This window comes from Rathayibacter sp. PhB1 (assembly GCF_004362935.1).
Lineage (GTDB): Bacteria > Actinomycetota > Actinomycetes > Actinomycetales > Microbacteriaceae > Rathayibacter > Rathayibacter festucae.
Genome location: NZ_SNYD01000001.1, coordinates 167,096 through 186,656, shown reverse-complemented (window position 1 = coordinate 186,656; position 19,561 = coordinate 167,096). Strand labels below are relative to the sequence as shown.

Sequence of the window (19,561 nt, the reverse complement as noted above, 5' to 3'; positions counted from 1 at the left end):
CTCCTGGGATCACTAGATCGAATGTCCGCCGTCGAGCGGCAGGATCACTCCGGTGATGTTGACGGCCGCCGGCGACGCCAGGAACACGATGGTCCGGGCGAGGTGCTCGGGCTCGCCGAGCAGCCGCGACGGGATCTGGTCGAGCAGCGCCGCGCGCCGCTCGGGGGTGTCGCTGTCCCGGCCGGGCGTGCGCTGCGCGCCGGGCGCGAGCGCGTTGACGGTGACGCCCTGGTCGGCGACCTCGATCGCGAGCGCCTTGGTGAGGCCGACGACCCCGGCCTTCGCGGCGGCGTAGGCGGTCGCCCCGCGGACGAGCCGCCCCCCGGCGACGGCCGCGACCGAGGCGATGTTCACGATCCGCCCGGACCGCCGCTCGAGCATCGCGGGCAGCACCGCGCGGGTGACCGCGAAGACGGTGTCGAGATTCCGCGACATCTGGGTGCGCCAGGTCTGCTCCGTCATCTCGTGGAAGAACGAGACCGCACCGCCGCCGGCGCCGTTGACCAGGACGTCGATCGCGCCGTCCTCCTCGATCACGGCGCCGAGGGCGCGCTGCACGGAGTCGAAGTCGGTCAGGTCGACCGCGACGGCGCGGGCGGCCCTGCCCTCCTCGCGCACGCTCCGGGCGACCTCCTCCGCTCCCGCCGCGTCGAGATCGACGACGACCACGTCGGCTCCCGCGCGGGCGAGCTCGCGGCAGACGACCCGTCCGAGCGCTCCCGCGCCACCGGTGACCAGGGCGCGCTGCCCGTCGAGTTCCATGCGATGTCTCTCCGATCCTCGTCGTGCGCCGCCGAGCGGCCATCGGGCTCCAGCGCCCGGACGACGGCTTCATCGTTCCGCAGCTTTTGAAACGTGTCAAGACGGTCTTGACAGCCTGTGCACCCGTCGGTAGCCTCCTGAATTGTAACGTTTCAAACAATGCCCGCCCGGCATCGCCCGTTCGAAACGCCGTTGCACCTTTCAAGGAGGAAATGTGTCCCGCTCTGCAGAATCCCGCGGACGTCGCTCCCGCTCGGCCCTCACCGGGCTCGTCGCCGGCACCGGAGCCGCCGTGCTGCTGCTCACCGGCTGCGCCTCGGGCGACGGCGGCGGCTCGTCCGACTCCGGCGCCGCCGGCTCCTTCTCGGTCCTCACCCCGGCCGAGAACTCGATCATCCGCGACGAGCTCGCCACGCTCGGCGAGGGCGCCTGCTCCGCCGAGAACGAGGCGATGCCGCTCGACAGCCAGACGGTCGCCCAGGCCGACGTGGTGCAGAAGATCACGCTGCTCGCGAGCCAGGACGCGCTGCCGACCAGCTTCGTCGCCGGCACCGCGCAGGTCCGCCCCGACGGCGACCTCGGCAAGAACGACCTCATCGTCGACTACGAGGAGAAGCTCACCGAGCTCGGCGTCTGGGACGACGTCCTCCCCGCCGCCCGCTCGACGATCACCTCGGTCTACGGCGGCATGGTCTCGCTGCCGTTCCAGTACAACGTCGAGGGCATCTGGTACAACAAGCAGATCCTGGCGTCGAACGGCATCGCCGAGCCGCAGACCTGGGACGAGCTCGTCGCCGCCCTCGAGACGCTGAAGGCCGCCGGTGTGGTCCCGCTCACCGAGGCCGGCAGCCAGGGCTGGCCGCTCACCCGCCTGATCGGCAACTACCTCTTCCGCTCGATCGGCCCGGACGCCATGAAGGACGTCCAGTCGGGCGACGCGAAGCTCACCGACGCCGAGTACGTCGAGGGCGCGCAGGCCGTCGCCGACCTCGGCAGCGCGGGCCTGTTCGGCGAGGGCGTCACCTCACGCGACACCGACACCGCCAACGCCCAGTTCCTCACCGGCGAGGCCGCGATGACCTACAACGGCTCCTGGTTCCTCGCGAACCTCAACGACCCCGCGCAGAACCAGATCGGCGAGGAGAACGTCGGCTTCCTCCCGTTCCCGAACGTCACGGGTGGAGCGGGCGACAGCAGCCAGTGGCCCGCCAACGCCGGAGCGGCGACCGCCACCTCGACGAAGGCCTACGACGACGGGGTCGGCGACTGGCTGACCTGCATCGCCGAGAACTACGGCTCGAGCGTGCTGCAGAACCAGGGCGTCATCTCGGGCTTCGCGCTGAACGAGGAGGTCACCGACGTCCCGCCGCTGACCACCACGGTCCAGGAGTACGTGAACGAGGCGGACGAGACCGTGCTCTGGTTCGAGGCCCTCTTCGACGCGAAGACCACCTCGGACGCGCAGACCAACGTCTCGCTGCTGGTCTCGGGCGGCATGAGCGCCGAGGACTACATGTCGGCCCTCCAGGCCGATCTCGACCATGCGCAGTGATCCCGAGCGGGCCGGCGGCTCCTCCCGCCGCCGGCTCACGTCCCTCCTCCTCACCCTCCCCCGCGTGCACGCCCTGCGCGCACGTCGAAAGGACAGCGCTTCCGTGAACAGCGTCCTCGGAGACAAGAAGGCGATCCTGATCCTTCTCGGACCGGCCCTCGCCGTCTACACGCTCATCAAGCTCGTCCCGGTGCTCTGGTCGCTCGGACTCACCTTCTTCACCGGCAATCCGCTCAGCGGCTTCGAGTTCTCCGGCGGCGAGAACTTCCTGCGCTTCCTGCAGGACCCGCAGGCGCTCGAGGCGCTCTGGTTCACCGTCCGCTACTCGCTCGTGATCACCGCGGGGCAGGTCGTGCTCGGCTACGCGCTCGCCCTGCTCTACGTCTTCGTGCTGAAGAACGCGTCCTCCTTCGTCCGGACCGTCGTGTTCTTCCCGACGGTGCTGCCCACGGTCGCCGTCGCGCTGCTCTTCAAGAGCATGTTCGCCGTCGGCGGCCAGGAGGGCCCGGTCAACGCGGGACTCGGGTTCCTCGGTCTCGGCAGCATCGACTGGTTCGCGACCGCCGAGGGCACCTTCGCCGTCGCCGTGATCATGGAGCTCTGGCGCTCGATGGGCTTCTTCGCGATCCTCCTCTACGCCGGGCTCGTCGACATCCCGGAGGAGACGCTCGAGTCGGCCCGCCTCGACGGGGCGACCGGCTGGCGCCTGGTCTCGTCGATCGTGCTGCCGCTGTCGCTGCCGGTGCTGCTGTCGTCGGTGATCTTCAGCTTCAACAGCACGCTCAAGGTCTTCGACACCCTGCTCGCGCTGAACAACGGCGGACCGGGCAGCTCGACGACACCGCTGACGCTCTACATGTACCGCACCGTCTTCAGCTACTCGGACTACGGCTACGGCTCGACGATCGCGCTGGTGCTGACGATCATGTGCTTCCTCGTCACCCTCTTCATCTTCCGCTCGTCGCGCCGCGACAACACGAAGGAGGCCTGAGGTGTCCACCGGAACCCTCTCCCGCCCGGCACCCCGCACCCGCCCCTCGGTGCCGGCCGGCCCGCACCGCCGGGTCCGCAGCCTCGGTCGCGGCACGCGGCGCTGGATCGGCCGCGTGCTGATCGGCCTCCTCGTCGTCGTCGAGGCGTATCCGATCTTCTGGATCGTGATGGGCTCGTTCAAGACGCAGAACGAGTTCTTCGCCAATCCGACCTGGGCGCTGCCGCAGAGCCTCGACTTCTCGAACTACGTCTCGGCGCTGACGGAGGGCGACCTGGCGACGAACCTGCGCAACAGCGTCCTGGTCACCGTCCCCTCGCTCGCCCTGATGATCGTGCTCGGCGTCGCCGCCGCGTTCGCGCTCGAGGTCCTGGTCTGGCGCGGCCGCAACACGGTGCTGCTGCTGTTCATCGCGGGCATCATGATCCCCGGCCAGATGATCCTGGTCCCGCTCTTCACGGTGTACTTCCGGACCGGGCTGACGAACTCGCTCTGGCCGCTGATCATCACCTACACGGTGATGGGGCTGCCGCTGACGGTGTTCCTGATGACGGCCTACTTCCGCGCGATCCCCCGCGAGATCTTCGAGGCCGCCGCCATCGACGGCGCGAGCATGATCACCGCCTTCTGGCGGGTCGGCGTGCCGATGATGCGCAACGCCATCATCACGATCGCGCTGGTCGAGTTCTTCGCGGTCTGGAACGACCTGCTGATCGCGCTGACCTTCACGACGAACGACGAGCTGGCCACGGTGCAGGTCGGGCTGCTGAACTTCAGCGACGAGTACGGCTCGACGCAGTACGGACCGCTGTTCGCCTCGATCAGCATCAACATCCTCGGGATGCTCGTGCTCTACCTCTTCCTCAACAAGCAGATCATGGCGGGCCTCGCCGCCGGCTCCGTGAAGGGCTGACGGATGCGCGCGCCCTCCCCCTTCCCACGAGATGCCACTTGTGCGGGCGACACGCCGTGAGAGCCGTGCACAAGTGGCATCTCGCGGAGGAGCCGTACTGGGAGGACCCCCGGCCGGGTGAGGGGCGGCGGCGGCCCCGGGCGGACGTGCTCAGCGACGCGCCGCGGCTGCGGCTCGACGGGGACTGGCGCTTCCGGCTCGCGCCGACCGCGCACGGGACCGGGCCGGGGTTCGCGGATCCGCTGCTCGACGACGCGGACTGGGACCTGCTGCGCATCCCGTCGCACTGGGTGCTCGAGGGCCACGGCGACCCGCTCTACACGAACACCGCGTTCCCCTTCCCGCTCGATCCCCCGCACCTGCCGGAGGAGAACCCGACCGGCGACCACCGCCTGCGCTTCGAGCTCCCCGCCGGCTGGCCGGAGGGCGGCCGGACCGTGCTGCGCTTCCAGGGTGTCGACTCCTGCGGTGCCGCCTGGCTGAACGGCGAGCCGCTCGGCTGGTCGACGGGCAGCCGGCTGCCCTTCGAGTTCGACGTCACGGTGCCGCTGCGGCGCGGCGAGAACCTGCTCGCCGTCCGGGTGCAGCGCTGGTCGGCGGGGAGCTACCTCGAGGACCAGGACATGTGGTGGCTGCCCGGGATCTTCCGCGAGGTCGAGCTGCTCTGGCGCCCGGACGGCGCGGCCGACGACGTGCTCGTCACCGCCGACTACGAGGACGGCACGGGCACCCTGCTGGTGCGCGCGCTGGACGAGGCCGGCGGCGAGCTGCCCGGCGTGGTCAGGCTGCCCGAGCTCGGCCTCGAGGCCCCGGCCGGCGAGAGCGTCCGACTGCCGGTCGAGCCGTGGAGCGCCGAGTCGCCGCGCCTGTACCGCGGCACGCTCGAGGTCGCCGGCGAGCGGATCGAGCTCGCCGTCGGCTTCCGCACGGTGCGGATCCGCGACGGCGTGTTCACCGTGAACGGCGCCCCCGTCCGCCTGCGCGGCGTGAACCGGCACGAGCACGACCCGGATCGAGGCCGCGCTCTCGACGAGGCGACCATGCGCCGGGACATCGAGCTGATGAAGCGGGCCAATGTCACCGCGGTGCGCACCTCGCACTATCCGCCGCACCCCGCCTTCCTCCGCCTCTGCGACGAGCTCGGGCTCTGGGTGCTGGAGGAGTGCGACATCGAGACGCACGGCTTCATCTACGCGGGCTGGCAGGGCAACCCGCCGACCGAGCCGCAGTGGCGCGAGGCCCTGGTCGACCGCATCACCCGGATGGTCGCGCGCGACCGCAGCCACCCGAGCATCGTCATCTGGTCGCTCGCGAACGAGAGCATGGTGGGCGAGTCGTTCGACGTGCTCGAGCGGGTCGTGCGCCGGCTCGATCCGAGCCGGCCGATCCACTACGAGCGCGATCCGAGCTTCCGCAACTCCGACTTCTCCTCGGCGATGTACCCCGCGCTGGAGGAGCTCGAGGCGATCGCCGAGCGGCGGGAGCCGACCCCCGCGGGCGTGGTGGCCGGCTCGCCGGACGACGCGCGCCGCCGGCGCCTGCCCTTCGTGCTCTGCGAGTACGGGCACGCGATGGGCAACGGCCCGGGCTCGCTCGACGAGTACCAGCGGATCCTCGAGTCGTCCGAGCGGATGGCCGGCGGCTTCGTCTGGGAGTGGATCGACCACGGCTTCCGCGCGACCGCCGCCGACGGGTCGGAGCACTTCCGGCACGGCGGCGACATCGACTTCCAGCCCAACGGCGGCAGCTACTGCATCGACGGCCTGCTCTTCCCCGACCGCACCCCCTCGCCCGGCCTCGCGTCACTCAAGCGGGCGATCGCGCCGGTGGCGATCGACGTGGCGGAGGGGGCGATCGCGATCCGCAGCCGGCAGGACGTCGTCGACACCGCGGCGCTGCGCTGGCGCTGGCGGATCGAGGACGACGGGGCGCTGCTCGCGGAGGGCCTGCTCGACGTCCCCGCCGTGCCTGCCCGCGGGCGCGTCGTCGTGCCGTTCACGGCGCCGGTCGCGGGCGTCCTCACCGTATCGGCCGAGCTGGCCGAGGCGGCGCCCTGGGCGCCCGCCGGCCACGAGGTGGCGTGGGGGCAGCGGCTCGACGTGCCGCCCTCCGCCGAGCGCCGCAGCTCCGCGCGGGTCGACGACGAGGAGGGGATGCTGCGCCTCGGCGACGCCCTGCTCGACCCGCGGACCGGCCGGCTCGTCTCCCTCGGCGGCGTTCCCGTCGACGGCCCCCTCGTCGACCTCTGGCGCGCGCCGACCGAGAACGACCGCGGGCAGGGGACGCTGAACGCTCTCGCCGCGAGCTGGTCGGCCGTCGGCCTCGACCGCGTCCTGCACCGCACCGTCTCCGTGGAGCGCGACGAGCACTCCGTCACCGTGACCACCCGGAGCGGACCGGCGACCCAGACGCTCGCCGTGCTCAGCCGCCTGGTCTGGACGGCGGAGGAGGGGGCGCTGCACCTCGCCGCGCGCTTCGCGTTCACAGGCGCCTGGCAGGACACCCCGCACGGCCACCACTCGGTGACCCCGCCGCGCCTGGGCCTCCGCCTGACGCTCCCGGGCGGCTACGCGGATGCCGACTGGCTCGGCCGCGGCCCCGGCGAGTCCTACGCCGACACCCTCGACGCCGTCCGCTTCGGCCGCTTCGCCGCGAGCATCGACGCCCTGCAGACGCCGTACGTCGTGCCGCAGGAGAACGGCAACCACGTCGGCACCCGGCGGCTGACCCTGACCGGGCCGGGACTGCCGCCGCTCGTCGTCACCGGCGACGGCTTCGACTTCACCGCCCGCCGCTGGACGAGCGAGGCCCTCGCCGCCGCCGCGCATCCCCACGAGCTGCGCGACTCCGGCCACGTCGTGCTCGACCTCGACGTCCGCCAGCAGGGCGTCGGCAGTGCCTCCTGCGGCCCGGCGCTCCCGGAGCGCTACCGCATCCCTCTCGAGGACGCGTCCCTGGAGCTGACCTTCCGCCTCGGCTGACGGTCGGCGCTCTCGGGTGTCGTGCGCCTTCGGACGTCCCACGACGATGCACGCCCCCGGCCCGACATCTGATCATGATCAGATGTATCCTGAGCAGATGAGCACCGCGACCTTCACCGAACTCCTCAGAAAGCCGAAGGACGTCCTCGCGCACATCGACGAGGGCCAGGTCCGGATCACCCGTCGCGACGGCGACGACCTGGTCATCCTCCGCGGTCACGATCTCGCCGTCCTGGAGAACGGGATCGCGCTCTCGAGCCGCCTCCTCCGCGCCATCGGCCGCCATCGCGGCGACGTCCCCGCCGCCCTGACCGACCTCTTCGCCTGGACGAGCGAGTTCACCGCCGGCGAGCTCGCCGCCTACGCCGCGGAGATCGAGAAGCTCGTCTACAGCGCCGGCGAGCTCGGCACGTTCGATCTCCTGCTCCGGGCGCAGCGCGAGTGGGAGGAGACGGCCCGCGCGTACGCCAGCGGGATGACGACCGTCACCCCGATCGAACTCCCCGAGGTGCCCGTCCGCGCGACCCGACCCTGATGTCCGGCAAGCGAGGCGATCCGGTCCCCAGGCCGGTCAAAGGCACCGAGTACGAGATCGTCTTCGGCGACAAGGCCGCCGAGCGGGGTGGAACGATCTCCGGGCGACCGCGAGGAACGCGCTGGCCGACGCCTGGGACCACCTCACCGCCCGTCCGACGCAGTTCGACTCGAACCGCTGCTATCGGCTCCGAGGCGATCTGAGCGAGGTGACCGTCGACGGCATCGTGCTGCCGCAGTGGCAGTACAAGGTGACCAATGGCGGCCGGCTCTGGTACGCGGTCGTCGAACCCGACCCGAAGGCGAAGAGAGTGGGGCGCGTCATCATCACCCACGCGGCTCCCGGGCACCCCAACGAGACGGACTCCGGCAAGAACTTCCGCTGAGGCGGGTGCCGCTCAGCGGCGGCGCTCGAGCTCCGCCTCGGCGCGCCAGAGGCGCGCGGGCTCCCAGCCGAGGGCCTCGCGGGCGCGGTCGATCGAGACGACCGTCTCGAAGCCCTCGAGGGGGCGGGTCAGCGGCACGTCCGGGAAGGCTCCGGCGACCAGCTCGGCCGAGGGGATCGTCAGACCGGTGTCGGAGGCGGCGATGTCGTAGACGGCGAAGCCCGGCTCCCCGACCTCCAGGGCGCGCGCGATCGCGCTCGCGCCGTCGCGGGCGTCGACGTAGCTCCACAGCAGTTCGCGGCGGTAGGCCGGGTCGCCGGCGCGCTCGACGAAGCGGGAGTACTCGCCGGCCCGGGTGATGTTGGTGAAGCGCAGCGCGGTGATCGAGCAGTCCCGGTCCCAGCGGACGAGCTGCCGGGCCATCGCCTCCTCGAGGACCTTGACCAGGCCGTAGGTGTTGTTCGCGCGGTCGCCGTCCTCCTCCGTGAGCGGGAGGGAGGCGGGCGGCTCGGCGAAGGGGAAGCCCATCGCGGTGATGCTGGAGGCGTGCACGATCCGCTTCACTCCGGCCCGCAGCGCGGAGTGGAACAGGTTGAACGAGACGGTCATGTTGGCGTGGAAGGTCGCCGCGTCCGGGACCAGGCCGTTCACCGGGATCGCTGCGAGGTGGACGATCGCGTCGACTCCGCTGTGCCGCGCGGTGATGCCGAGCACGGCGTCGAGCGCCTGGCCGTAGTCGGTGAAGTCGACCCGGGTGAAGGGCACTGCGACCGTCGGCGGCGTCAGGTCGAGGCCGATCGGCTCGTGGCCGTCGGCGAGCAGCCGCTCCAGGGTCGCGGTGCCGAGCGTGCCGGAGCAGCCGGTGACGGCGATGCGCATGGGGGTCCTCTCGCGGGAGTCGGGCGGGGGTCGGGCGGGGCGGGGCGGGGGTCGAGCGGGTCGGGCGTCAGCGTACGGGGAAGTCCGCGGGCAGCGGGAGGGCAGGGACCTCGTGCCCGGCGGCGTCCGACTCGTCCGCGTGCAGGTGCCCGGTGCGCCCGCCCGCCGGCAGGCCGGTCTCGGTGAAGAACCCGCGGAGCGGCTCGTAGACCGCGACGATGTCGTGCACGTCGCCCGCCCGGGTGAGCACGATGTCGCCGGCCTGGACGTAGCGCTCGGCGCCGTCGACGAGGATCCGCCCCTTCCCCTCCGCGAAGAACCACACCTCGTGGTCGTCGTGGTGGTGCCGGTCGAACCGGCCGCCCTCCAGCGGCACGGCGAAGCGGCCGAGGGTGCCGACGGCGCACCACTCCGGCCGGTCGCCGGGGTGCAGCCAGGTGCCGGGCTCGTAGACCGGCATCAGGCCTGCGCCCAGCGCGGCGCGGTGCCGGGCTCGAGGATCCGCGCGCCGGGCAGCTCGTCGAGGCCGGTCTCGGCGCCGCCGGGCGTGTAGACGACGAGGAGTCGCAGCGGCCGCCAGGTGGTGTTGTAGGTCGAGTGCACCGTGTCGCGCGAGATGTGCAGGGCGTCGCCCTCCCGGATCGCGAACGCCGGGCCGTCGCCGACGGTCTGCTCGCCCTCGCCCGAGACGACGTAGATGACCTCCTCCTCACCGGGGTGGCTGTGCGGGTCGTGGCCCTGACCGGGGTAGATGATCACCTCGCCGGTGGTCAGACCGACGGGTCCGTCGAGGTGCGGGGTGACGAGCCACTTGATGGTGCCCCAGTCGAAGACGCGGGTGGGCACGTCGTCGGGGCGGCGGCCGGACTGCGCGGACGGGACGGACGGAGCGGCCTGCGCGGACGGGGTGGCGGGCGGTGTCGTGGTCACGGGGTCTCCTTCGAGGTGAGCGGGATGCTGGTGAAGTCGACGAGCTGCTGGCGGATCGCCCGCTCGGTCGGCAAGCGCTCGACGGAGGAGGCTCCGAAGAAGCCGGCGATCCCCGTCGTGTGCTGGAGGACGTACTCGGCGTCGGCGGGCTCGGCGATCGGGCCGCCGTGGCAGAGCACGATGACGTCCGGATTGACGGCGACCGCCGCGTCGCGCAGCTCCTGCACGCGCGCGGCCGACTCCTCGAGCGAGAGCGCCGTCTGCGCGCCGATGCTGCCGCTGGTGGTGAGGCCCATGTGCGGGACGAGGACGTCGGCGCCGGCCTCCGTCATCGCCACGGTCGACGCGACGTCGAACACGTAGGGGGCGGTGAGCAGGTCGCGCTCGGCGGCGAGCCGGATCATCTCGACCTCGAGGTCGAAGCCCATGCCGGTCTCCTCGAGGTTCTGCCGGAAGACTCCGTCGAAGAGCCCGACCGTCGGGAAGTTCTGCACCCCCGTGAAGCCGAGCCGCGCCAGCTCGTCGAGGAAGACCTCCATCCGCCGGAACGGATCGGTGCCGCAGACCCCGGCGAGGACCGGGGTGTCGCGGATGATCGGCAGCACCTCGCGGCTCATCTCGACGACGATCTGGTTGGCGTCGCCGTAGGGCAGCAGCCCCGAGAGCGAGCCGCGGCCCGCCATCCGGAAGCGGCCGGAGTTGTAGATGATCAGCAGGTCGGCTCCGCCGGCCTCGGCGGCCTTCGCCGAGATCCCGGTGCCGGCCCCCGCGCCGATGACGGGTCGCCCCGCGGCGATGGTGCGGCGGAGGCGGGCGAGTGCGGTCGCGCGGTCCATGTCAGCTCCTGTCCTGGTCGGCGGCGTGGGCCGCGGAGTGGTCGGCGGCGGGGTCCGCGGCGGGGCGGATCAGCCGGTCGAGCGCGTCCGCGGCGGCGCGGGCGAACTCCGGATCGTTCACGTCGAGCGGGGAGTCGAGGACCTCGACCGCGGAGCCGGCGACCGCGGCGAGCACCGCGTCGACCAGCGCGGCATCGGCCTCGGCGTCGGCGAAGACGGCGCCCGGCACGCCGATCGCGGAGAGCCCGCCCCTCGGCACGGCCAGCACGGTCGGCCCCTCGGCCGCGGCGAGCTTCCGGCCGATCAGACCGCCCAGCTCGGCGCTCTCGTCGGCGGTGGTGCGCATCAGCGTCACCGTCGGGTTGTGCACGAAGAACCGGCGCCGCGCGAAGCGCTCCGGGACGCCGTCCCGCGGGCCGAAGTTGACCATGTCCAGCGCTCCGAGGCTGACGACCTGCGGGACGCCCGCGCGCCCGGCCGCCTCGAGCCGGTCGGGGCCGGCCGTCAGAACGCCGCCGACGAGCTCGTCCGCGAGCTCGGTGGTGGTGAGGTCGAGCACCCCCGCGAGGTGCCCCGAGCGGGCCAGGGCCTCGACGGCCCGGCCGCCGGAGCCGGTGGCGTGGAAGACGAGGACCTCGTAGCCGAGCTCGTCGAGGCGGGCGCGGGCGACGTCGACGGCGGCGGTCGTCACTCCGAACATGGTGGCCGCGACGAGCGGACGGCCGGACTCCTCCGCGGGCTGCTCGCGCCGGGCGGCGTGCGCGGCGGCCATCCCCGCGATGCCGCCGGCCGCGTTGTCGAGGACCTCGCGGGAGAGGCTGTTGATGCCGGCGATGTCGACGACGCTGTAGGTCATCGTCACGTCGCTCGCGCCGACGTAGGGGGCGACGTCGCCCGACGCCATCGTCGAGACGAGCATCTTCGGCAGCCCGATGGGCAGGTCGCGCACGGCGCGGGCGGCGATGGACGAGCCGCCGCTGCCGGCGAGGGCCAGGACGCCGTCGAGACCGCGCTCGGCTCGGAGGCGCTCGAGGACGACGGCGGCGCCCTCGCCCATCGCGGTCATCGCGGCTCCGCGGTCGCCGCGGGAGCGCAGCTCCTCGAGCTCGGCGCCCGCGGCGCGGGCGGTCTCGGCGGCGGTGACGTCGGGAGCGGCGGCAGCTCCGGAATGGGCGCCGACGCCCACGTCGACGAGCACCACGTCGACGCCGAGGTCGCGCAGACGGCCGGCCGTCCAGGCGTACTCGGCGCCCTTGGTGTCGAGGGTGCCCACGAGGGCCACCCGGGGTGCCGGTGTCCGGGGTGCCGGTCCTGGGGGTGCTGGCGTCATCGCGGCTCTCCTCCTCCTGGCCGGATCGCTCCGGTCCACGTCGTCGTGGTGCGCCGGGCCCGCCAGCAACTGTCCCCATGATGACTCGCATTTTGAAACGTGTCAAACAGCAGTTCCGCGGCTATGCTGGCGCTCGATTGAAACGTGTCAGAGTCGAGACGCTCACGCAGAGGAGTGCTCGCCCAGCAGGAACGAGGCACCCCGGTGGCCATCCCCTCCTCCCCCCGCATCGAGCACCACCGTGCGGCGCTCGGCATCGGCGAGCGCCGACCCCGCCTCTCCTGGACGAGCCTCGCCGGCGACGACTGGCGCCAGGAGTCGTACGAGCTCGAGCGCGTCGACGCGGCCGGCGACGTGCAGCGCCGGAGCGTCGGCTCCGCCGAGTCGGTCCTCGTGCCGTGGCCGTTCGCTCCGCTGACGAGCCGGGAGCGGGTCGAGGTCCGGGTGCGCGTCTTCGGCCGCGGCGAGGACGACGCCCCCTGGAGCCGCCCGACAGCCGTCGAGGCCGGCCTGCTCGAGCCGCAGGACTGGAGCGCGGTGCCCGTCGGCGCCGCCTGGCCGGAGGACCCGGAGTCCGACCGGCGTCCGCCGCTGGTCCGCCGCTCCTTCACGGTCGACGGCGCAGTCGCCTCCGCGCGCCTGTACCTCAGCGCACACGGCCTGTACGAGGTCGAGCTCAACGGCGCCCGCGTCGGCGACGACACCCTCGCGCCCGGCTGGACGGCCTACGCCGACCGCCTCCGCTACGCCACCCACGACGTCACCGACGCACTCGTCCCCGGCGAGAACGCGCTCGGCTCCTGGCTCGGCGACGGCTGGTACCGCGGCCGGCTGGGCTGGCGCGGCGGCTTCCGCAACCTCTACGGCACCGACCTCTCCCTGATCGCGCAGCTCGAGATCGTCTACGCCGACGGCCGGCGCGAGACCGTCGCGACCGACCCGTCCTGGCGCGCCGCGCCCGGCCCGATCCTCTTCTCCGGCAACTACGACGGCGAGGTGCACGACGCGCGCGAGGAGCGGGACGGCTGGTCCTCCCCCGGCTTCGACGACGCCGACTGGACACCCGTCGCGGTGGCGGAGCGCGATCCGGCGACCCTCGTCGCGCCGCAGGGCCCGCCGGTGCGCTGCACCGAGGAGGTGCGCCCCGTCGCCGTGCTGCGCACCCCGAGCGGCCGGAGCGTGCTCGACCTCGGGCAGAACCTCGTCGGCCGGATGCGGATCCGGCTGAGCGGGCCGCGCGGGGCGACCGTCACCCTCCGCACCGCCGAGATCATGCAGGAGGGCGAGCTCTACACCCGGCCGCTGCGCGACGCCCGCTCCACGGACGTCTACACGCTGGCGGGGCGCGCCTGGGAGGAGTGGGAGCCGCGCTTCACCTTCCACGGCTTCCGCTTCGTCGAGGTCGAGGGCTGGCCGGGGGACCTCGAGGCGGCGGTGGCCGCGGGGGACGTCGTCGCGCGCGTCCTGCACACCGACTTCGAGCGCACCGGCTGGTTCGCCTGCTCCGATCCGCTGGTCGAGCGCCTGCACGAGAACGTGCTGTGGAGCATGCGCGGCAACATGGTGGACATCCCCACCGACTGCCCGCAGCGCGACGAGCGGGTCGGCTGGACCGGCGACATCCAGGTCTTCGCGCCGACCGCGTCGTTCCTCTTCGACGTCTCCGGGATGCTCTCGTCCTGGCTCCGCGACGTGGCCGCCGAGCAGCTGCCCGACGGCACGGTGCCCTGGTACGTCCCGGTGATCCCCGCGCACGCGATGTGGACGCCGATCCGCCCCGGCGCGGCCTGGGGCGACGCCGCGGTCCTCGTGCCGTGGACGCTGTACGAGCGCTTCGGCGACGCGGGGGTGCTGGCGGTGCAGTACGACAGTGCGAAGGCCTGGGTGGAGCTCGTCGAGCGGCTCGCCGGGCCGTCGCGGCTCTGGAACGAGGGCTTCCAGCTGGGCGACTGGCTCGATCCGGACGCTCCTCCCCAGGACCCGGCGGACGCGAAGACCGACCGCTACCTGGTCGCCACGGCCTACTTCGCGCAGTCCGCCCGGCGGCTCGGGCAGACCGCCCGCGTGCTCGGCCGCGAGCAGGACGCCGACCGCTTCCTCGCACTGGCCGCCGAGGTCCGGGCCGCCTTCGTCGAGCGCTACGTCGAGCCGGACGGCCGGATGGCCAGCGACGCGCAGACCGCGTACGCGCTCGCCCTCGAGTTCGAGCTGCTGCCGGAGTCGCTGCGCGCCGCCGCAGGGGCCCGCCTGGCCGAGCTGGTCGCGTCCGCCGGGAACCGGATCTCGACCGGCTTCGTCGGCACGCCGATCGTCTCGGACGCGCTCTCGGGCACCGGCGGGATCGACCGCGCCTACGCACTGCTGCTCGAGCGCGAGTGCCCGTCCTGGCTGTACCCGGTGACCCAGGGTGCGACGACGATCTGGGAGCGCTGGGACAGCCAGCTCCCCGACGGCACGGTGAATCCGGGGACGATGACCTCGTTCAACCACTACGCGCTCGGGGCGGTCGCCGACTGGCTGCACCGGGTGGTCGCGGGTCTCGCGCCGGCGGAGCCGGGCTACCGCTCGATCCTGTTCCGGCCGCGCCCGGGCGGCGGGCTCACCTCGGCGAGCGCCGCCCACCTGACCCCGTACGGCCGCGCCTCGATCGCATGGATCCTCGCCGACGGCGAGCTGCGCGTCGAGGTCGAGGTGCCGGTGGGCGCCACCGCGGTGCTCGACCTCGAGGGCGCGGAGCCGCGCGCCCTCGGGCCGGGCCGGCACACCGCCGTGGTGGCGGCCGGCGCGGGAGTCTCGAGACCCGGCGTGCGAGAGCGGATGATCGGCTGACCGGTGTCCTGACCGGGGTGGATCTCGATGCGCCCGCCGCGCGGGCTACTCGATCAGCATGAATCCGACCGGGGCGGAGCGCAGGATCCACGAGGAAGAGACACCCGCACACATGCTGGTCGAGTAGCCCCGCAGGGGCGTATCGAGACCCACCGTCACCAGCAGGGCAGGACTGCAGACTCGCGTTCTGACGGTGGCGGATCTCGATACGCCCACTCCGCGGGCTACTCGATCAGCATGATTCTCCGCAGACGTACGAGGTGATCTCGCGCCGGGGCTGCCCTGCGTACCGGCTGGAGGTGAGCGTGCTCCCCGACGGGAAGGTGCGGAACGTGAAGGTGTCGACGAGACCCCGCCCCATCGCCGCCCCCGCCCCTCACTCCCCGTCGGCGAAGTCCGTGCTGCGGCTGAGCGGCTCCCACGCGTCCACGTCGGAGCGGAGGGCGTTGAGCGCCGCGCGGAAGGCGTCCGAGGCGTCGTTGCCGAGCAGCAGGATCGACGGCGGGGCGTCCGACTCCACGGCCTCGATCAGCGCGGTCGCCGCCTTCGCCGGGTCGCCCTTCTGGGTGCCGTGCACGGTGTCGTGCTCCTTGCGGCGCTTGCCCGCCGTCTCGGCGTAGTCGGCGATCGGCTGCGACGACTGGGTGAGCGAGCGGCCGGCGAAGTCGGTGCGGAAGCCGCCCGGCTCGACCGAGAACGCGCGGATGCCCAGCGGCGCGACCTCCTTGCGCAGCGACTCGGTGAGCGCCTCGATCGCGGCCTTGACCGCCGCGTAGTAGCCGGAGCCCTCGGGCGAGATCCGGGCGCCGATCGAGGACAGGTTGACGATCACCCCGGAGCGGCGCTCGCGCATCCCGGGCAGCACCGCCTTGATCGTGCGCACCGTGCCGAAGAGGTGGGTGTCGAAGAGCTGCTGCACCGCCGCCTCCTCGCCCTCCTCGACGGCCGCGCGGTAGCCGTAGCCCGCGTTGTTGACGAGCACGTCGATCTCGCCGAAGCGCTCCTCGGCGGCGTCGACCGCGGCGGCGACCTGCGCGTCGTCGGTGACGTCGAGCGCGAGGGCGAGCGCGGAGTCGGGGTGCGCCTCGGCGAGGTCGCGGACGGAGTCGACGTCGCGCGCGGTGACGACGACGCGGTCGCCGTGGGCGAGGACGGCGGTCGCGAGCGCGCGGCCGAGTCCGGTGGAGCAGCCGGTGATGAGCCAGGTGGTCATGGCGGTCCTTCTTCCTCGAGGTGCCCGCGGACGGCGCGGGCGGGGACCATTCCACCGCCGTTCGCCTTCCCGGGACAGGGGTGGACGCGTGAGAGGGTGGTCCGGTGTCCACAGTGAGCGTGCCGACGCCGCGCTCGGGGGTGCGGACGCGGCGATTCCGGCGCCTCGCGCGCCTCGGCTTCGCCGTCAACGGCGTCGTGCACCTGCTGATCGGCGGCCTCTCGCTGCGGGTGGCGTTCGGCGACGAGACGACGCAGGAGGCGGATCCGTCCGGCGCGATCGCGCGCCTGGCCGAGTCGCCGGCCGGCCTCGTCGTCGTCTGGGCTGCGCTGGTCGCGCTCGTCGCCCTCGGACTCTGGCAGTTCACCTTCCAGAGCCGCTCGAGCGATCCGAGCCGCGCGAAACGCTGGGGGCGGCGGATCGTCGAGTCGGGCAAGGGCTTCGCCTCGCTCGCGCTGGCCGGCACGACGCTGGTGTTCGCGCTCGGCGGGTCGACGAGCTCCTCCGCGACCATCCGCGCGATCAGCACCGACCTGCTGGCCCGCCCGGCCGGGTCGGTCGTGCTGACGATCGTCGGCGGGATCGTCCTGGGCAGCGGGATCGGCTTCCTCGCCATCGGCGTGCGGCGGGGCTTCCGCAAGCTGGTGCGCATCCCGGCGGGGCGGCGGGGCCTGGCCGTGCTGACCCTCGGCGCCGCCGGCTACGTCTCGAAGGGGATCGCCCTCGGCATCGCCGGCGGTCTCTTCGTCGTCGCCGCGATCACCGGCGACGCCCGCCGGGCGACCGGGCTCGACGGCGCCCTGCGCTTCCTCGACGTCCCGCCCTACGGGACCATCGCGCTGACCGCGATCGGCGCCGGCCTCGTGATGTACGGCGGCTTCCTGATCGCCCGCGCGAAGCTCGCCAAGCTCTGACGGCCCCGGCTCAGCCCGCGGGCTCGGCCGGGTGGAGCTTCTTCGCGTAGCAGCGGGTCGCCGGCTCGTCGCCCCAGTAGCCGAAGCCGGGGATCGGGTCGTAGCCCGAGCTGCTGTAGAGGGCCATCGCCTCGGGCTGCTCGATGCCGGTGACCAGGCGGAGCAGCGTCACGCCGTGGCGGACGGCCAGCTCCTCGACTCCCGCGAGGAGGAGGCGGCTGTAGCCGCGGCCGCGCGCCGACTCGGTCACGAACATCCGCTTGATCTCGCCGACCCCGCCCTCGGCGGCGAGAGCGACGCAGCCGACGACGTCGGCCCCGACCTGCAGCAGCAGCGTCGGGGCGTCCGCGGGCGGCCGCGGCCCCGGGTCGTCCCCGCCGTAGCGCCGCATGATCTCGGCCTCCTGCACCGCGAACAGCCGTCCCGCCACCGCATCGTCGGCGGTCGTCTCGACCAGCCGCACCTCGTCTGCACTCACGCCCCTCACGCTCCCATCGCTCCCCGCGAGATGCCACTTGTGCACGCGACACGCCGTGAGAAGCGTGCACAAGTGGCATCTCGCGGAGGGTCAGCAGACGGCGGAGCGGAAGCTGAGGCCGGTGAGGAAGACGGAGTGCCAGCCCTGCCTGCCGTCGTGCTGGGTGTAGGTGAGCGTGCTCCCGGAGGGGAAGCTGGCGAAGGAGAAGACATCTTTCTTGAAGACATCGACGGTCGGGAGGTTGTCTCCTTCGCGCCGGTACGGGTCGGCGAGCGTGCCGGCACCGGTCCCGGCGTAGAGGCCGTCCTGGACGATCGCGGTCGGCGCGACGCTGAAGCCCATCGCGTCCCAGTGAGTCGGCACCCAGGCCTGACGGCTCAGCGAGGTGAAGTCGAAGAACTCGAGCTGGAGATCGACCGGATCGAACACCTGCCCCTGCGGATCCAAGAACTGGAAGGTCAGGGTCTGCGAGTCGGATCCCGGGCTGGGAAGGGTGGTGATCGGACCCTCGCGGCGCTGATTGAGGCCCAGCGCGCCTCGCGGCGCGGAACCCGAGAAGCGCTCCTCCCGGCTCTCCAGGGCGGTGCTCCCGACCCTTCCCTGCCAGCCGAATCCGCTCTGGCTCAGGTTGTAGCTCTGGCCCTGCGTCGTGGTCGTGGTGCCGGGAGCGAGCACCGACGTGATCCGCACGGTGGACACCGCGCCGGAGGGGGCGGGCGCCAGGAGCACCGCGGTGTCACCGCCGGTGTTGCTGGTCCGCCTGAAGGCGACCGCGCTCTCGCAGAGGACGGCGGTGGAGGCGGCAGCGAGAGGCGCAGCGATCACCGCGGCGGCGACCGGAGCGCTCCACACCGCCGCGGCGCTCACGGTTCGGCGGGACGGTCCGGGCGTGGGGGTGGAGGACGGGGACACGGCGGTCCTTTCGATGATGAGGCGGAGTGCGCCTCGGTGCGGCGGAGTGGTAGCGCTGTCATGGCGCTGTGCGGCCCAGCCAAGCGCACCTCCTCCGCCGCGAGCAGTCCCCCGTCCGCGCCACACCCCCCGGTGAGCACCCCCCGCGAGATGCCACTTGTGCACGCGACACGCCGAGGAAAGCGTGCACAAGTGGCATCTCGCGGGAGGGGACGAGGGCGCGCGGGTCAGGCGTAGTGGGCGGCGGCCTCGGCGAGGCACTCGCGGAAGACGCGGACGGCGGGCGAGGCGAGCTGGGCCTCGCGCTGCGCCGTGAAGATGGTGCGGCGAGGGCGGCCGGGCAGCTCGAGCAGGCGGCAGTCGGGCTCGCCGCCGGCCCAGACCAGATCGGGCATCAGCGCGACCGCGTTGCCCGACGCGGCGAGGCGGATCTGCGCCTGTAGGTCGGCGGTCTCGAAGCGCACGTCGGGCTCGAAGCCGGCGACCCGGCAGGTCTGCTCGGCGAAGTGCCGGCTCGCGGTGCCGCGCGGCTCCATCACCCAGGCGGCGTCGCGCGCGCTCTGCAGGTCGCGCACGGCGGAGTCGCGGCGGACCGCGAGCCGGATCGCGTCGGTCGTGAGGTCGCTGCGCACCAGGCCCGGCAGCCAGGACACCGAGTGGCCCGGGTACTGCTCGGCGACGACCAGGTCGAACTCGCGCGCCCAGGAGGTCTCGTGCAGCGCCCCCTCCGGCTCGCGCTGCACCATCTCGACCCGCACCTCGGGCGCGCGCTCGGCGATCGAGCGCAGCGCGCCCGGCATCAGCGCGAGCGCCGCGGACTGGAAGACCGCGACCCGGACCCGCCCGGTGACCGACTCCCCCGACGCGGCGAGCGCCGCCTCCGCCCGCTCGAGCAGCGCCAGCACCTCGCCGGCCGCCGCGACCAGGATCTCGGCCTGCGGGGTGAGCTGCACCCGCCGCCCGACCTTGCGCAGCAGCTCGACGCCGGTCTCGCGCTCGAGCACGGTCAGCTGCTGCGAGACCGCGGAGGGACTGTAGGCGAGGGCCTCCGCGGCGGCGGCGAGCGTGCCGCGGATGGCGACCTCGCGCAGCAGCACCAGGCGGCGGACGTCGAGCACGGG

18 protein-coding genes are annotated in these 19,561 nt (G+C 73.0%); 8 read left to right on the top strand and 10 right to left on the bottom strand.

The window, feature by feature from the left end; translation table 11 throughout:
• Positions 1-12: 12 nt before the first annotated feature.
• Positions 13-762 carry an SDR family NAD(P)-dependent oxidoreductase gene (locus tag EDF17_RS00840; protein ID WP_123444734.1) on the bottom strand — a complete coding sequence of 250 codons (750 nt, stop codon included), beginning with the start codon at positions 760-762 and terminating at the stop codon, positions 13-15.
• A gap of 214 nt (positions 763-976) precedes the next feature.
• Here EDF17_RS00840 and EDF17_RS00835 point away from each other — a divergent pair, with 214 nt between their 5' ends.
• The 6 genes from EDF17_RS00835 to EDF17_RS20090 all read left to right on the top strand — a co-directional run bounded on the left by EDF17_RS00835 (position 977) and on the right by EDF17_RS20090 (position 8,119).
• The gene (locus tag EDF17_RS00835) at positions 977-2,314 is read left to right on the top strand and encodes an extracellular solute-binding protein (RefSeq protein ID WP_123444733.1); all 1,338 of its coding nucleotides are present in this window, start codon (positions 977-979) and stop codon (positions 2,312-2,314) included.
• A complete protein-coding gene (locus EDF17_RS00830; protein ID WP_243732751.1) occupies positions 2,304-3,305 on the top strand; it encodes a sugar ABC transporter permease in 1,002 nt (333 codons plus the stop codon). Before EDF17_RS00835 ends, EDF17_RS00830 begins: the two co-directional genes overlap by 11 nt.
• 1 nt (position 3,306) lies before the next feature.
• On the top strand, positions 3,307-4,218 hold the full coding sequence (locus EDF17_RS00825; protein WP_243581075.1) for a carbohydrate ABC transporter permease: 912 nt from the start codon (positions 3,307-3,309) through the stop codon (positions 4,216-4,218).
• Positions 4,219-4,274: 56 nt separating this feature from the next.
• Complete coding sequence (locus tag EDF17_RS00820) at positions 4,275-7,199, top strand: glycoside hydrolase family 2 TIM barrel-domain containing protein (RefSeq protein WP_243732750.1); 2,925 nt, start codon at positions 4,275-4,277, stop codon at positions 7,197-7,199.
• Between the two features lie 97 nt (positions 7,200-7,296).
• On the top strand, positions 7,297-7,734 hold the full coding sequence (locus EDF17_RS00815) for a hypothetical protein (RefSeq protein ID WP_133671820.1): 438 nt from the start codon (positions 7,297-7,299) through the stop codon (positions 7,732-7,734).
• Between the two features lie 208 nt (positions 7,735-7,942).
• Positions 7,943-8,119, top strand: a complete 177-nt coding sequence (locus EDF17_RS20090; RefSeq protein ID WP_208110555.1) for a hypothetical protein — start codon at positions 7,943-7,945, stop codon at positions 8,117-8,119.
• Between the two features lie 12 nt (positions 8,120-8,131).
• On the opposite strand, the gene EDF17_RS00805 is transcribed toward EDF17_RS20090, so the two are convergent.
• The 5 genes from EDF17_RS00805 to EDF17_RS00785 all read right to left on the bottom strand — a co-directional run bounded on the left by EDF17_RS00805 (position 8,132) and on the right by EDF17_RS00785 (position 12,094).
• Positions 8,132-8,998, bottom strand: a complete 867-nt coding sequence (locus EDF17_RS00805) for an NAD(P)-dependent oxidoreductase (RefSeq protein WP_123444729.1) — start codon at positions 8,996-8,998, stop codon at positions 8,132-8,134.
• Positions 8,999-9,065: 67 nt separating this feature from the next.
• The gene (locus EDF17_RS00800) at positions 9,066-9,458 is read right to left on the bottom strand and encodes an AraC family ligand binding domain-containing protein (RefSeq protein WP_123444728.1); all 393 of its coding nucleotides are present in this window, start codon (positions 9,456-9,458) and stop codon (positions 9,066-9,068) included.
• Positions 9,458-9,928, bottom strand: coding sequence for a cupin domain-containing protein (locus EDF17_RS00795; RefSeq protein WP_123444727.1), 471 nt, complete (start codon positions 9,926-9,928; stop codon positions 9,458-9,460). The genes EDF17_RS00800 and EDF17_RS00795 overlap by 1 nt, the downstream gene beginning before the upstream one ends.
• Positions 9,925-10,764, bottom strand: a complete 840-nt coding sequence (locus EDF17_RS00790) for a phosphoenolpyruvate hydrolase family protein (protein ID WP_123444726.1) — start codon at positions 10,762-10,764, stop codon at positions 9,925-9,927. Before EDF17_RS00790 ends, EDF17_RS00795 begins: the two co-directional genes overlap by 4 nt.
• Position 10,765: 1 nt before the next feature.
• Positions 10,766-12,094, bottom strand: coding sequence for a Tm-1-like ATP-binding domain-containing protein (locus EDF17_RS00785; protein WP_123444725.1), 1,329 nt, complete (start codon positions 12,092-12,094; stop codon positions 10,766-10,768).
• Between the two features lie 204 nt (positions 12,095-12,298).
• Here EDF17_RS00785 and EDF17_RS00780 point away from each other — a divergent pair, with 204 nt between their 5' ends.
• On the top strand, positions 12,299-14,923 hold the full coding sequence (locus EDF17_RS00780) for an alpha-L-rhamnosidase (protein WP_123444724.1): 2,625 nt from the start codon (positions 12,299-12,301) through the stop codon (positions 14,921-14,923).
• A 376-nt stretch (positions 14,924-15,299) separates the two neighbouring features.
• Here the strand turns inward: EDF17_RS00780 and EDF17_RS00775 are convergent, their stop codons facing one another.
• The gene (locus tag EDF17_RS00775; protein WP_123444723.1) at positions 15,300-16,136 is read right to left on the bottom strand and encodes an oxidoreductase; all 837 of its coding nucleotides are present in this window, start codon (positions 16,134-16,136) and stop codon (positions 15,300-15,302) included.
• A 104-nt stretch (positions 16,137-16,240) separates the two neighbouring features.
• Here EDF17_RS00775 and EDF17_RS00770 point away from each other — a divergent pair, with 104 nt between their 5' ends.
• Entirely contained in the window at positions 16,241-17,050 is an 810-nt protein-coding gene (locus tag EDF17_RS00770; protein WP_123444722.1) for a DUF1206 domain-containing protein, read from the top strand.
• Positions 17,051-17,060: 10 nt separating this feature from the next.
• On the opposite strand, the gene EDF17_RS00765 is transcribed toward EDF17_RS00770, so the two are convergent.
• The 3 genes from EDF17_RS00765 to EDF17_RS00755 form a co-directional block, all read right to left on the bottom strand.
• The gene (locus EDF17_RS00765; protein ID WP_133671818.1) at positions 17,061-17,528 is read right to left on the bottom strand and encodes a GNAT family N-acetyltransferase; all 468 of its coding nucleotides are present in this window, start codon (positions 17,526-17,528) and stop codon (positions 17,061-17,063) included.
• Positions 17,529-17,618: 90 nt separating this feature from the next.
• Positions 17,619-18,440 (bottom strand): hypothetical protein, encoded by an 822-nt coding sequence (locus tag EDF17_RS00760; protein ID WP_133671816.1) that lies wholly within the window; start codon positions 18,438-18,440, stop codon positions 17,619-17,621.
• 227 nt (positions 18,441-18,667) lie between these two features.
• Positions 18,668-19,558 carry a LysR substrate-binding domain-containing protein gene (locus EDF17_RS00755; protein ID WP_123444719.1) on the bottom strand — a complete coding sequence of 297 codons (891 nt, stop codon included), beginning with the start codon at positions 19,556-19,558 and terminating at the stop codon, positions 18,668-18,670.
• Positions 19,559-19,561 lie beyond the last annotated feature (3 nt).